The sequence below is a fragment of the Paenirhodobacter ferrireducens genome (assembly GCF_004022265.1).
Taxonomy (GTDB): Bacteria; Pseudomonadota; Alphaproteobacteria; order Rhodobacterales; family Rhodobacteraceae; genus Rhodobacter; species Rhodobacter ferrireducens.
In genome coordinates this window covers 41763-54729 of the sequence record NZ_SAVB01000018.1, presented here as the reverse complement: position 1 = coordinate 54729, position 12967 = coordinate 41763, and the positions used below count along the sequence as shown (strand labels likewise).

The 12967-nt window shown below is 68.8% G+C and carries 11 protein-coding genes; 4 read left to right on the top strand and 7 right to left on the bottom strand.

Translation table 11 applies throughout. From position 1 onward, the window contains the following. Nucleotides 1-127: 127 nt before the first annotated feature. Both EOW65_RS13280 and ade read right to left on the bottom strand, forming a co-directional pair. A complete protein-coding gene (locus tag EOW65_RS13280) occupies nt 128-1603 on the bottom strand; it encodes an AMP nucleosidase (RefSeq protein ID WP_128150181.1) in 1476 nt (491 codons plus the stop codon). Beyond that, entirely contained in the window at nt 1600-3402 is a 1803-nt protein-coding gene (ade, locus tag EOW65_RS13275; protein ID WP_206364067.1) for an adenine deaminase, read from the bottom strand. The genes EOW65_RS13280 and ade overlap by 4 nt, the downstream gene beginning before the upstream one ends. A 75-nt stretch (nt 3403-3477) precedes the next feature. Here ade and EOW65_RS13270 point away from each other — a divergent pair, with 75 nt between their 5' ends. Together EOW65_RS13270 and EOW65_RS13265 are read left to right on the top strand one after the other, a co-directional pair. Beyond that, nucleotides 3478-3771, top strand: coding sequence for a SelT/SelW/SelH family protein (locus EOW65_RS13270; protein ID WP_128150234.1), 294 nt, complete (start codon nt 3478-3480; stop codon nt 3769-3771). Beyond that, a complete protein-coding gene (locus EOW65_RS13265; RefSeq protein WP_128150177.1) occupies nt 3768-4610 on the top strand; it encodes an SDR family oxidoreductase in 843 nt (280 codons plus the stop codon). The genes EOW65_RS13270 and EOW65_RS13265 overlap by 4 nt, the downstream gene beginning before the upstream one ends. Here the strand turns inward: EOW65_RS13265 and EOW65_RS13260 are convergent. After that, nucleotides 4598-5833, bottom strand: a complete 1236-nt coding sequence (locus EOW65_RS13260) for an MFS transporter (protein ID WP_128150175.1) — start codon at nt 5831-5833, stop codon at nt 4598-4600. The two genes, EOW65_RS13265 and EOW65_RS13260, sit on opposite strands and share 13 nt — an antisense overlap. Before the next feature lie 149 nt (nt 5834-5982). Between EOW65_RS13260 and EOW65_RS13255 the strand changes: the two genes are divergently transcribed. Both EOW65_RS13255 and EOW65_RS13250 read left to right on the top strand, forming a co-directional pair. Further along, nucleotides 5983-6582, top strand: a complete 600-nt coding sequence (locus EOW65_RS13255) for a glutathione S-transferase family protein (protein ID WP_128150173.1) — start codon at nt 5983-5985, stop codon at nt 6580-6582. Nucleotides 6583-6593: 11 nt separating this feature from the next. Further along, the gene (locus EOW65_RS13250; protein ID WP_128150171.1) at nt 6594-7646 is read left to right on the top strand and encodes a dipeptidase; all 1053 of its coding nucleotides are present in this window, start codon (nt 6594-6596) and stop codon (nt 7644-7646) included. On the opposite strand, the gene EOW65_RS13245 is transcribed toward EOW65_RS13250, so the two are convergent. The 4 genes from EOW65_RS13245 to leuS are packed head-to-tail and all read right to left on the bottom strand — an operon-like array spanning nt 7643 to nt 12879. Then, nucleotides 7643-8815, bottom strand: a complete 1173-nt coding sequence (locus EOW65_RS13245) for a TIGR03862 family flavoprotein (RefSeq protein ID WP_128150169.1) — start codon at nt 8813-8815, stop codon at nt 7643-7645. The genes EOW65_RS13250 and EOW65_RS13245 overlap by 4 nt on opposite strands. Then, nucleotides 8815-9837, bottom strand: coding sequence for a DNA polymerase III subunit delta (holA, locus tag EOW65_RS13240; protein ID WP_128150167.1), 1023 nt, complete (start codon nt 9835-9837; stop codon nt 8815-8817). The genes EOW65_RS13245 and holA overlap by 1 nt, the downstream gene beginning before the upstream one ends. After that, on the bottom strand, nt 9834-10325 hold the full coding sequence (gene lptE / locus EOW65_RS13235; RefSeq protein WP_128150165.1) for an LPS assembly lipoprotein LptE: 492 nt from the start codon (nt 10323-10325) through the stop codon (nt 9834-9836). The genes holA and lptE overlap by 4 nt, the downstream gene beginning before the upstream one ends. Next, nucleotides 10312-12879: a leucine--tRNA ligase gene (gene leuS / locus EOW65_RS13230; RefSeq protein ID WP_128150163.1), complete on the bottom strand. Its 2568-nt coding sequence runs from the start codon at nt 12877-12879 to the stop codon at nt 10312-10314. The genes lptE and leuS overlap by 14 nt, the downstream gene beginning before the upstream one ends. Between the last annotated feature and the right edge of the window lie 88 nt (nt 12880-12967).

The following is a 12967-nucleotide window of genomic DNA, read 5'->3' as shown; positions in this document are numbered from 1 at the left end:
TTCCTCTCATGTGCCCCGTGATCCGGGGTCATCAGCTTCCGCGTGACGCGGCTTCGTGCGCCCTCTAACACACGGTTTTTTTCAGCATGGCAAGCGATTTCGGCACTGCTGGGCGGATTTCCACGCGTCAGAGGAAGGCCGTTTCCTCGAAGCTGCGCAACTTTCGGCTATGGATGCGCTCAAGCGGCATGTCACGCAGCTTCTCCATCGCGCGCACACCGATCAGCAGGTGATTGGCCACCTGGGTGCGATAGAATTCGGTCGCCATGCCGGGCAGCTTCAGCTCGCCGTGCAGCGGCTTGTCCGAAACGCACAGAAGCGTGCCATAGGGCACGCGGAAGCGGAAGCCGTTTGCCGCGATCGTCGCCGATTCCATGTCGAGCCCGACGGCGCGCGACTGGCTCAGCCGGTGCACCGGGCCGGACTGGTCGCGCAGCTCCCAGTTGCGGTTCGCGATGGTGGCGACGGTGCCGGTGCGCATGATCCGCTTCAGCTCGTATCCCTCGAGCTTGGTGACCTCGGCCACCGCCTCCTGCAGCGCCACCTGCACCTCGGCGAGCGCCGGGATCGGCACCCAGACCGGCAGGTCGTCGTCAAGTACCCCATCCTCGCGCAGGTAGGCATGCGCCAGCACGAAATCGCCCAGAGACTGCGAATTGCGCAGCCCGGCGCAATGGCCGACCATCATCCAGACATGCGGGCGCAGCACCGCGATATGGTCGGTCGCGGTCTTCGCGTTCGAGGGGCCGACGCCGATGTTCACCAGCGTGACGCCGTTCCCGTCGGGGCGCTTGAGGTGATAGGTCGGCATCTGCGGCAGCTTGGCAAGCGGCGGGATCACCCCGTCGGGGGTGGTGATCTCGGCATTGCCGGGGGCGACGAAGCTCGTGTAGCCCTCGGCCGGATCGGCAAGCTTCGCCCGCGCCACCTTCTCGAATTCCTCGACGTAGAACTGGTAGTTGGTGAACAGCACGTGGTTCTGGAAATGCTCGGCCGCGGTCGCGGTGTAATGGCTGAGCCGCGCGAGCGAATAATCGACGCGCTGCGCGGTGAAGGGCGCAAGATGACCCGAGCCGTCCGGGTTCCGCCCGGCGGTGCCGTTCACGATGTCATCGTTCATCGTGGCGAGGTCGGGCACGTCGAAGACGTCGCGCAGCGAGAAGGCGAGCACGCCTTCCTGCGGCACGGTCACGCCGGGCTGCGCGGCGACGGCGAAATGCACCGGGATCGGCGTGGCCGAGGGGCCGATCTGCACCGGCACGCCGTGGTTGCGGATCAGAAGCCCGATCTGCTGCGTCAGATAGTTGCGGAACAGATCCGGCCGGGTGATCGTCGCGACATAGGTGCCCGGCAGCGGCACATGGCCGAAGCTGAGCCGGGCATCGGCCTTGAGATGCGAGGAGACGGTCAGCCGCACCTCGGGGTAGAAGGCGCGAAACCGCGCCATCGCGCGGCCGCTTTCCAGCACCTCGTTGAATTTCGTCAGCAGGAATTCCGTCGCCTCGGCGTAAAGCTGTTCCAGCCGCGCCACTGCAGCCTTTGCATCGGTGAACAGTTCGGGCGCGGGAGAATGCGGCGTCAGGATGGTCAGCGGTTCGTTCATTCGAAAAGATCCGTCAGTTCAAAGCGCGTCACGTCGACAAGGCCGAGATCCGAGATCCGGATCTCGGGGATGACGACGAGCGCGAGCAGCGAATGCTGCATGTAGGCGTTGTTCAGGGTGCAGCCGCACTCGGCCATCGCGGCGACCATGCGGCTGGCGCGGGCGGCGACCTCGGCCGCCGGATCGTCCGACATCAGCCCGGCGATCGGCAGTGGCACGGCGGCGATCTCGGCGCCGTCCTTCCACACCGTGATGCCGCCGCCCATCTCGCCCAGCCGGTTCGCCGCGGCGGCCATGCTGTCGCGGTCGGTGCCGACGACGATCATGTGGTGGCTGTCATGCGCGACGGTCGAGCCGATCGCCATCCGGCCGGTGTAGCCGAAGCCCGAGACGAAGCCGTTCACCACGCCGCCGGTGCCGCGGTGCCGTTCGACCAGCGCGATCTGGGCGATGTCCTTCGCCGCGTCGGGCTGGGCGAGGCCGTCGGCCACGGCGAGCTCGGCGGTCAGCGCCTTCGTCGGTGCCTGGTTCTCGACCACGCCGATCACCTTGGCGGTGACGGTATTCGCCCCCTCGGGCGCGGCGATGGCGAAATCGGCGGCGGTCAGGTGCTTGCCCAGATGCACGGTCTGGCGTGCGCTTTCGGGCCAGTCGTAATGCGGGCACTCGGCCAGCAGCCGGCCATTCTCGGCAACGATCCGGCCGCGGGCGATCACCGTCTCGACCGGCAGGGTGACGAGATCCGAGGACAGGATCACGTCCGCCCGCCGCCCGGGCGCGATCGAGCCGAGCTCGCGCTCCAGCCCGAAATGCGTCGCGGTGTTGACCGTGCACATCTGCAACGCCACCAGCGGCGGGCAGCCGCAGGCAACCGCATGGCGATAGACGCGGTTCATGTGGCCCTCGTCCACCAGCGTGCCGGAGTGGCAATCGTCGGTGCACAGGATGAAGTTGCGCGGATCGAGGCCCTTTTCGGTGACCGCGGTGATCTGCGTCTTGACGTCATACCACGCCGAGCCGAGCCGCATCATCGAGCGCATGCCGTTCCTGACCCGCGCGATGGCGTCCTCCTCGCGCGTGCCCTCGTGGTCGTCGGCCGGCCCGCCGGCCAGATAGGCACGGAAGGGCGCGCCCTTGTCGGGGCTGGCGTAATGGCCGCCGACGGTCTTGCGTGCATCTTGCGTCGCCGCGATCTCGGCCAGCATCTTCGGATCGCCGGCGATCACGCCGGGGAAGTTCATCATCTCGCCGAGCCCGATGATCCCGGGCCAGGTCATCGCCTCGGTCACATCCTCGGCCGAGATCTCGAAGCCGGTGGTCTCGAGCCCCGGCGCCGAGGGGGCGCAGGAGGGCATCTGGGTGAAGATGCTGACGGGCTGCATCAGCGCCTCGTCATGCATCATCCGCACGCCGGCAAGGCCCAGCACGTTGGCGATCTCGTGCGGGTCGGTGAACATCGTCGTGGTGCCGTGCGGGATGACGGCGGCGGCGAATTCCGCGGGGGTCAGCATGCCGGATTCGATGTGCATGTGGCCGTCGATCAGCCCGGGCAGCATGAAGCGCCCGTTCGCCTCGATCACCTGGGTGTCGGGGCCGATCGCGTCCGACAGATCCGGCGCGATGGCGGCAAAGCGGCCCTCGGCGATGGCGATATCATAGCCGTCCAGCACCTCGCGCGACTGGACGTTGACCCATTTGCCCTGCCGGATCACGGTATCGGCGGGCGACCGGCCCGCAGCGACGGCGATCAGACGCGGCGCGGCCTCGGGCCATGTTTTCAAGGTGTTCATCTGTTCCATGTCTCAGGGTGCCACCAGTGCCGGGCCCGTGCAAGTGATGTTGTGATGACAGGGGGCGCGCGCTACATCTTGGGGATGGAACAGGCTCAGAAACCCCGCATCACGATCACCTATTGCACCGGCTGCAACTGGCTGCTGCGCGCTGGCTGGATGGCGCAGGAACTGCTCTCGACCTTTGGCGAGGAGCTGGGCGAGGTGGCGCTGATCCCCGGCCATGGCGGCGTCTACGAGGTGCGGGTGGGCGAGACTCTCGTCTGGGAGCGCAAGCGCGACGGCGGCTTCCCCGAGGCGAAGGTGCTCAAGGCCCGCATCCGCGACATCATCGAACCGGGCCGCGACCTCGGCCATATCGACCGGAGCGGCGCGTGAGCGTGCTGCTGTCGGTGGGCCACGGCTATTCGGCGCAGGCACTGGCGCGGGTGCTGCTGCCGCGGGGCTGGCGCATCGTCGCCACCACGCGCAGCGCGGACAAGGCGGCAGCCCTGCGCGCGACCGGGGTCGAGGTGCAGGTCTGGACCGGCGGACCGCTCCCGCTGGCGGGGGTCACCCATCTGCTGAGCTCGGTCGCCCCCGATGCCGCGGGCGATCCGGTGCTGACGGCCTGCGGCGCGCAGATCGCTGCCGCGGCCGGGCAGCTCGACTGGGCGGGGTATCTGTCGACCGTGGGGGTCTATGGCGACCATGCCGGCGGCTGGGTCGACGAGGACACGCCCCTGACGCCGGCGACGACGCGCGGCGAGATGCGGGTGGCGGCGGAACGGGCCTGGGCCGCGATCCCGGGATTGCCGCTGCACATCTTCCGCCTCGCCGGCATCTACGGCCCCGGCCGCGGCCCCTTCGAGAAGGTGCGCGAGGGCACGGCGCGGCGGATCCTGAAGCCGGGGCAGGTGTTCTCGCGCATCCATGTGGACGACATCGCGCAGGTGCTGGCCGCCTCGATCGCGCGGCCGAACCCGGGGCGGGTCTATAACGTCTGCGACGACGACCCGGCCCCGCCAGAGGATGTGCTGAGCCATGCCGCGGCGCTTCTGGGCCTGCCCGAGCCGCCGGGCGTGCCCTTCGACGCGGCAGACCTCAGCCCGATGGCGCGCAGCTTCTATGCCGAGAACAAGCGGGTGCGGAACGACCGGATCAAGACCGAGCTGGGCGTGCGGCTGCGCTACCCCGACTATCGCGCGGGGCTCGCGGCGCTGCTTCAGGCGGGCTGAGCCGCCATCGGCCGTTCGCGCACCGGCAGGTGGACGAGCGCCGAGAAGGCCCCGACCCCCACGCCGACCCACCACACCATGGTGTAGTTGCCGTAGAGGTCATAGAGCTTGCCGCCCAGCCAGACGCCGAGGAAGGCGCCGATCTGATGGCTGAGGAAGACGAAGCCATAGAGCGTGCCCATGTAGCGCAGCCCATAGATATAGGCGACAAGCCCCGAGGTCAGCGGCACCGTGGCCAGCCACAGCGCGCCCATGACGAGCGAGAAGATCAGCACCGAGGCGGGCGTCATCGGCACCAGGATGAACACCGCCGCGGCGATGGTGCGCAGCGTGTAGATGCCCGCAAGCAGGTATTTCTTCGACCAGCGCTTGCCCGCCCAGCCGGCATAGATCGAGCCCACGATATTGGCGAGCCCGATCACCGAGATCGCCACCGCGCCAAGCGCCGATTGCGAGGAAATCCCGAGCCCGGCCAGCATGCTGTCGGGCGGCACCGCGCCGCACATCTCGGTCACCATCGCGGGGAAATGCGCGGTGATGAAGGCCAGCTGATAGCCGCAGCTGAAGAAGCCGAGGAAGATCAGCGTGTAGGACGGGTCGCGGAAGGCGCGCACCAGCACCTTGCCCATGCTTTCCTCGAGCTCGGCGCGGCTCACGCGCGGCTGGGCGCGCAGCATCGGCAGGGCAAAGAGGCTGGCGAGGATCACCACGGCGAAGATCACGAACACGCCCTGCCACGGCAGCACGGCCAGCAGCGCCTCGGCCACCGGCGCGCCGAACACCTGCCCGGCCGAGCCCGCCGCCGTCGCGATGCCAAGCGCGAGCGAGCGGTTCTCGTCGGAACTCGCGCGGCCGACGACGGCAAGGATCACGCCAAAGCCGGTGCCGGCGATGCCGAAGCCCACCAGGATCTCGAGCAGGTCGTGTTGCCAGGGCGCGACCGAGAAGGCCGACAGCACCAGCCCCGCGGCATACATCAGGGCCCCCACGACGATCGCGCGACGATCGCCGAAGCGCTCCGCCAGCGCGCCGAAGATCGGCTGGCCGATGCCCCAGGCAAGGTTCTGGATCGCGATCGCCAGGCTGAACTCGGACCGCGGCCAGTTGAACTCTGCCGCGATCGGAATCTGGAACACGCCGAACGAGGCGCGAACGGCGAAGTTCAGCATCAGGATGATGCAGCCCCCGATCAGCACGGGGGTGAGGAGGCGGGCCTTGGTCATGTGTGGTCTCCCTGCGCGCATCTTCCGGCGCGCGGAGGATCACTTTCGCCATGCCCGCGCGCCTGCGTCAACGGGGCGATTGTGCGGGAGACAATGCCGCTTGCACCTGCCCGCGTCGCATGGCCCAATGCGCGCGAAAGGGGGGCGACATGTATACGGTGATCGGAACCGCGGGCTCACGCGTGATGCGGGTGCTGTGGATGCTCGAGGAGCTCGGCCAGCCCTACGACCATGTGAAGGCCCATCCGCAGCCCGACGGCGTGGCCGAGATCGCGCCCGCCGGCAAGGGCACGGTGCTGATCGTCGACGGCACGCCGGTGTCGGACACGACGGCGATCATCCAGTATCTCGCCGACCGCCACGGCGCCTTGACCCACAAGGCCGGCACCTTGCCGCGGGCGCGGCAGGACGGGCTGACGCAGTTCCTGCTTGATGAATTCGATGCGGCGCTGTGGATGGCGGCGCGGCACAGCTACATCCTGCCCGAGGAGTTGCGCCTGTCGGGCATCCGCAACACCCTGCGATGGGAGTTCGAGCACTCGCAGCGGGTGCTGGTCAGCCGCATGGGCGAGGGCGATTTCGTCATGGGCGACGCGATGACGGTGCCCGACCTGATCCTGACCCATTGCCTGACCTGGGCGCTGAGCGCGAAGTTTCCGATCGTCGAGCATCGCCTGACGGGGTATCTGGCACGGATGAGGGCGCGGCCGGCCTGGGGGCGGGCCGCGGCGCATGAGGCTCAGGACTGACGGAGAGGGCGATGATTCCGGTTTTTGACGGGCACAACGATTTTCTGATGCGCCTGCTGCGCGAGCCCGCGCGGCGCGCGGCGCTGTGGCTCGAGGGCACGGGCGAGGGGCATCTCGATCTGCCGCGGATGCGCGCAGGCGGGTTTGCGGGCGGCTTCTTCGCGGTCTACGTGCCCTCGCCCGTGCCGCATGATGCCCCCGATTTCGACGCGATGCTGCGCAACCCGCCCTATGCCGTGCCGCTGCCAGAGCCTGTGCCTTACACCGACGCGCTCGAGGTCGCGGTGGCCGAGATCGGGCATCTGCTGTGGATGGAGCGCACTGGCACGCTTGCAATCTGTCGCAGCGTGGCCGAGATCCGCGCCGCGATGGCGGCGGGCAAGATCGCCGCGGTGCTGCACATGGAGGGGGCCGAGGCGATCCTGCCCGACCTCGATGCGCTGCATGTCTGGCACGCGGCGGGGCTGCGCTCGCTCGGTCCGGTCTGGTCGCGGCCCACGGCTTTCGGCCATGGCGTGCCCTTTGCCTATCCGTCCTCGCCCGATACCGGCGACGGCCTGACCGAGGCGGGCAAGCGGCTGGTGCGCGAATGCAATGCGCTGAAGATCATGCTCGACCTCAGCCATCTGAACGAGAAGGGCTTCGACGATATCGCGGCGATGTCCGATGCGCCGCTTGTTGCCACCCATTCGAACGCCCATGCGGTGTCGCCGCACAGCCGCAACCTGACCGACCGCCAGCTTGCGGTGATCCGTGACAGCGACGGCATGGTCGGGCTGAACTATGCCGTGGGCTTCCTGCGCCCCGATGGCGTGGGCGAGACCTTCACCGGCTGGGATCCGGTGTTGCGCCATCTCGATCATCTGATCGGCATTCTGGGCGAGGACCGGGTCGGGCTCGGCTCCGATTTCGACGGGGCGACGGTGCCGGCGGATCTGGGCGATGTCGCGGGGCTGCCGCGGCTGCTGGCGGCGCTGCGCGACCATGGCTTCGGCGCGGCGCTGGTCGAGAAGCTTGCCTTCCGCAACTGGCTGGCGGTGCTCGAACGGACCTGGGGCGTTTAACGCCCCAGCCGCCGTGCCGCCGCGCGCCCGGCGACCCGCCCGGTGGCAAGGCAGCCGGTGAGCAGATAGCCCCCGGTTGGTGCCTCCCAGTCGAGCATCTCGCCCGCGGCGAAGACGCCGGGCAGGGCAGTCAGCTCCAGCCCTTCGCCAAGCGCCCCGCGGGTGATGCCGCCGGCGGACGAGATCGCCTCGGCCAGTGGCCGGGGCCCCGCGTGCCGCACCGGCAGCGCCTTCACCCGCTGTGCGAGCGCGATCGGGTCCGAGGGCAGCGGCCGGCCCCATTCGTTCAGCAGCGCGAGTTTCACCGGGTCAAGCCGCAGCGCCTTGCGCAGTCGGTTCGACGCGCTTTCCTTTGGGCTGACATGGGCGATGCGGCGGGCGAGCGTCTCGGCATCGCCATCGGGCACGAGGTCGAGCGTCAGCGGCGCCCCCTCGCGCACCGCGGCGGCGATGGCATAGACCCCGCCGCCCTCGATGCCGCGGGCCGACAGCACGAATTCGCCGCGCGAGCGGGCGCCGGGGATGACCAGCGCCGCGCCCTTCACCGGCTGGCCGAGGAAGGGCACCATATGCACCGACCAGGCGACCATCAGCCCCATGTTCGCCGGGCGGAAGGGGGAGATCTCGACCCCGCGTGCGGCCAGCCAGGGCACCCAGGCGGCATCCGAGCCAAGCCGGGGCCAGCTTGCCCCGCCAAGCGCCAGAACCGTGACCTCGGGGCGCAGCGTAGCCCTGCCCTCGGGCGTGTCGAAGACGAAGGCGTCTCCGTCGAAGCCCTGCCAGTGCCAGCGGGTGCGGATCTCGACCCCCATGCCGGTCAGCCGCGCGATCCAGGCGCGCAGCATCGGCGAGGCCTTCATCCCGGTCGGGAACACCCGCCCGGTGGTGCCGGTGAACAGCGCGATCCCCAGCCCGCGGGCAAAGGCCGTCACCGCCGCCGGGCCGAAATCGGCGATCAGCGGCCGCACCCAGTCGGGCGAATAGGCGGTCAGGAACCGGTCAAGCGGCTCGTCTCTGGTCAGGTTCAGACCCGACTTCCCTGCCATCAGGAACTTGCGCGCGAGCGTCGGCTTCGCCTCGGCCAGCAGCACCGAATGGCCGGCGCGCGCGAGCTCCTCCGCGGCCATCAGCCCGGCCGGCCCGCCACCGATGACCAGCGCCCGCGCCATCAGTGCCGCGCCAGCATCGACAGGCGCAACAGCGCGCGTTCCATCACCGCCATCTGCGGCGCCTTCGAGGCCGAGCGCAGGGTGAGATCGGTCTCGATCAGCAGCTTCAGCGCCTCCTCGAGGCGGAACATGCCCCAGCGGCTGGCCTGCGCCTGCATCCGGTCGCGGCGCGGGCCGAAGACCGGCGGGCGCACCCGGCCGATGCCGGCGCCGGGCCCGCCCGGGTCCGAGGCCGCGGCGTGCAGGGTGCGGAAATGGCGCAGCGCCATGATCGCCAGCGTCACCGGCAGCACGCCCTGCCCCTCGATCCGGCGCATCATCGGGCCAAGCTCCTGCGGCCGGCCCTCGGCGACGATGTTCAGCACGTCGTCGACCTCGGCCTCGACCGTGGCGGGGGCGCAGGCGGCGATCTCGGCCGGAGTCAGCGGCGCCGAATCGCCGTATTTGTAGAGCGCGATCTTCTCGACGGTCTGGCGGAAGTCGCCGGGATCGAGCGCCTTGGCCAGCGCCAGAAGGTCGGTCATCGCCGCCTGGTCGATGTGGCGCAGCCCGGCGCGGTGCAGGATCTCCTCGATCTCCTCGCGGGTCGGGGGATCGTCGTAGATGCCGATGGCGACGGCATTCGGATGCGGCTCGAAGAGCTTGCGCAGAGCCGATTTCGCGGTGAGCGATCCCGCGGTGACGATGATCTGCGCATCGCCCTCGCGCCAGTCCTTGAGCGCGGCCGAGACGGTGGGGGCAAGGGTGTCGGTCGCATCCTCGACGAAGACGACGCGCGGGCCGGGGAAGAAGCCCACCGCCTTCACCGCGTCGATCAGCGCCGCGCCGTCCTTGCGCAGTTCGGCGGCGGGGATCCGGGTGAGGCGCATCTCGGCCTCGCCCTCGGGGCCGACGAGGGCGGCGATCACCTCCTGCCGGCGCAGCGCCACGCGCATCGCGTCGGCGCCGTAGATCAGCAGCCCCGTGCGCGCCGGATCGGGCTTCGCGAAAAAGCGGACCGCGGCGACGCCCGCGAGCTTCATTGCGGCAGCGAGCCCGCCTGCGCGAGCAGCCGGGTGACGATCTGGTCGGCAAGCATCGACATCAGCCGGCGGTGCGCGTCCTCCTCGGCGGCATCGGTCGCCACCACCGTGCCGGTCGCCGACCAGGAGGTGAAGGAGGCAACCTTGCCGGTCAGCAGCACAGCATCGGTGCCGATGTCGTGCAGCGTGTAATCGACCTTGCCGGCGAGCGAATAGCGCGTGGTCGCGTTCGAGGGTGTGATCGCCTGGCCGAGCGCCTCGGTCGTGACCGTGTAGGCAAGCCGGTAATGTGCGGTTTCCAGCGGGCCGAGCCGTTCGCTCAGCCGCCGGGTCAGGGCGAAATCGTCGCGGGTGGCGGGCGAATCAGTCTGCACCGCACCAAGCAGTCTGGTGCCGCCGCCCTGCGGGCCATAGGCCGGGGTGAAGCCGCAGCCCGCAAGGGCCGCGGCAGCAAGAAGCAGGAAGGTTCTGCGATCAGATGACGACATTGACGATGCGCCCCGGCACGACGATGAGCTTCTTCGGCTGGCCGCCGGCCAGCACCTTGAGCACAGTCTCGTCCGCCAGCACGCGCTTTTCAACCTCGTCCTTCGGCATGTCCTTGGGCACGGTGATCTCGCCGCGGCGTTTGCCGTTGATCTGAATGGGCAGGGTCACGCTGTCCTCGGCCAGCAGCGCCGGATCGGCCTTCGGCCAGCCGGCCTGCACGACAAAGCCCGCGCCGCCCAGCATCGACCAGACGTCCTCGGCCAGATGCGGCACCATCGGCGCCATGATCTGCGCCATCAGCTTCATCGCGTCGCGCTTCGCGCCGTTCGAGGCGGCCGATTTCGACAGCGTGTTGGTCAGGCCATAGATCGCCGCCACCGCCTTGTTGAAGGCGAAGCCGTCGATCGAGCGGGTGACCTCGTCGATCGCCTTGTGCACGGCCTTGAGCAACGCCTCGTCCTCGGCCCCGCCGTCACCGCCCGTGCCCTGTGCGATCTCGTCGGCGATGCGCCAGACGCGTGCGAGGAACTTCGACGTCGCCTCGGCACCGGCCGCGGTCCATTCCACGTCGCGCTCGGGCGGGCTGTCCGACATCACGAAGAAACGCGCGGTGTCGGCGCCGAAGGAGGCGATGATGTTCATCGGGTCGACGACGTTCTTCTTCGATTTCGACATCTTCGCCGAGGGGATGATCTCGAGCTTCTCGCCGGTGGCCTTCACCGTGCCCGCTTCGCGGTCGATGTCCTCGGGCAGGTGATAGACCGGGCGGCCCGCCGAATCGCGGGTCATGTAGATCTCGTGCGTCACCATGCCCTGGGTGAACAGCGCGCTGAACGGCTCGATCGCCTTCGCCGGCAGGTGGCCGGTGCGGTGCATCGCCCGGGCGAAGAAGCGCGAATAGAGCAGATGCAGAATCGCGTGCTCGATGCCGCCGATATACTGGTCGACGTTCATCCAGTAATCGGCGTCCTCGGCCACCGTCGGCGTCGTCGCATGCGGGTTGGTGAAGCGCGCGTAATACCACGACGAATCGACGAAGGTGTCCATCGTGTCGGTCTCGCGCCGGGCCTTGCCGCCGCATTTCGGGCAGGCGCAGTCGCGCCAGGTCGGGTGGCGGTCGAGCGGGTTGCCGGGCTTGTCGAAGGTGACGTCGTCGGGCAGGCGGACCGGCAGGTTTTCCTTTTTCTCGGGCACCACGCCGCAATCGGGGCAATGCACCACCGGAATCGGGCAGCCCCAATAGCGCTGGCGGCTCAGGCCCCAGTCGCGCAGGCGGTAGTTGGTCACGCCGCGGCCGATGCCGTTCGCCTCGCAGAAGGCAATCGCGGCGGCGACGGCGTCCTCGCCGGTCTGCACCTCTTCGCCCGAGAAGCCGCGGATATAGCGCACCTTTTCCGATTTCAGCGGAACGAATTCCTCGGTGGGCGGCAGATCGGCCTCGGCCGCCTCGTCGGCCACCGGGCGGAACACCGAATGGATCGGCAGGCCGTATTTGGTGGCGAATTCGAAGTCGCGCGCGTCATGCGCCGGGCAACCGAAGATCGCGCCGGTGCCGTAATCCATCAGGATGAAGTTCGCGATCCAGACCGGCAGTTCCCAGGCCTCGTCCAGCGGGTGGCGCACCCGGATGCCGGTGTCGATGCCCAGCTTCTCGCCGGTCTCGATCGCTTCCTCGGTGGTGCCGCCGCGGCGCGCCTCGGCGATGAACTTCGCCATCTCGGGGTTGTGCCGCTCGAGATGCTTGGCCAGCGGATGGTCGGGCGAGATCGCGCAGAAACTTGCCCCCATCAGCGTGTCGGGGCGGGTGGTATAGCACTCGATGCGGTCGAAGCCCTCGGGCGCGTCGATCGTCGAGAAGGCGAATTGCAGCCCGCGCGAGCGGCCGATCCAGTTCGCCTGCATCAGGCGCACCTTCTCGGGCCAGTGCTCGAGACCGTCGAGCGCATCGAGCAGCTCGCCGGCGAAATCCGAGATCCGGAAGAACCACTGGGTGAGTTCCTTGCGCTCGACCGCCGCGCCCGAGCGCCAGCCCTTGCCGTCGATCACCTGCTCGTTCGCCAGAACCGTCATGTCGACCGGGTCCCAGTTCACCACCGCGTTCTTGCGATAGACAAGGCCCGCCTCGAGCATGTCGATGAACATCGCCTGCTGCTGGCCGTAATATTCGGGGTCGCAGGTGGCGAATTCGCGGCTCCAGTCGATCGACAGGCCGAGCGGTTTCATCTGCCCGCGCATGTCGGCGATATTGCCGTAGGTCCAGTCCTTCGGGTGGCCGCCGCGCTCCATCGCCGCGTTCTCGGCCGGCATCCCGAAGGCGTCCCAGCCCATCGGGTGCAGCACGGAATAGCCGCAGCTCATCTTGTAGCGCGCCACGACGTCGCCCATCGTGTAGTTGCGCACATGGCCCATGTGGATGCGCCCCGACGGATAGGGGAACATCTCGAGCACGTAATATTTCGGTCTGGCCGGGTCGCGTTTCGCGGTGAAGACGCCGGCGTCATCCCAGGCGGCTTGCCATTTCTTCTCGGTCTCGGCGGGTGCGTAGCGCGTCATCTCGGCCCCTCAAACGAAGTCTGCGAGGCGCTTGCTACACCGTGGCAGGGCACGAGGTCCAGAGACGAGCCGGCGGGCGGGGGCAAAA

What these genes read in the sequence shown, in the direction of transcription:
- EOW65_RS13280 (WP_128150181.1), bottom strand. Translation starts at nt 1,603, where the DNA reads ATGAACGAACCGCTGACCATCCTGACGCCGCATTCTCCCGCGCCCGAA.
- ade (WP_206364067.1), bottom strand. Translation starts at nt 3,402, where the DNA reads ATGGAACAGATGAACACCTTGAAAACATGGCCCGAGGCCGCGCCGCGT.
- EOW65_RS13270 (WP_128150234.1), top strand. Translation starts at nt 3,478, where the DNA reads ATGGAACAGGCTCAGAAACCCCGCATCACGATCACCTATTGCACCGGC.
- EOW65_RS13260 (WP_128150175.1), bottom strand. Translation starts at nt 5,833, where the DNA reads ATGACCAAGGCCCGCCTCCTCACCCCCGTGCTGATCGGGGGCTGCATC.
- EOW65_RS13255 (WP_128150173.1), top strand. Translation starts at nt 5,983, where the DNA reads ATGTATACGGTGATCGGAACCGCGGGCTCACGCGTGATGCGGGTGCTG.
- EOW65_RS13250 (WP_128150171.1), top strand. Translation starts at nt 6,594, where the DNA reads ATGATTCCGGTTTTTGACGGGCACAACGATTTTCTGATGCGCCTGCTG.
- EOW65_RS13245 (WP_128150169.1), bottom strand. Translation starts at nt 8,815, where the DNA reads ATGGCGCGGGCGCTGGTCATCGGTGGCGGGCCGGCCGGGCTGATGGCC.
- holA (WP_128150167.1), bottom strand. Translation starts at nt 9,837, where the DNA reads ATGAAGCTCGCGGGCGTCGCCGCGGTCCGCTTTTTCGCGAAGCCCGAT.
- lptE (WP_128150165.1), bottom strand. Translation starts at nt 10,325, where the DNA reads ATGTCGTCATCTGATCGCAGAACCTTCCTGCTTCTTGCTGCCGCGGCC.
- leuS (WP_128150163.1), bottom strand. Translation starts at nt 12,879, where the DNA reads ATGACGCGCTACGCACCCGCCGAGACCGAGAAGAAATGGCAAGCCGCC.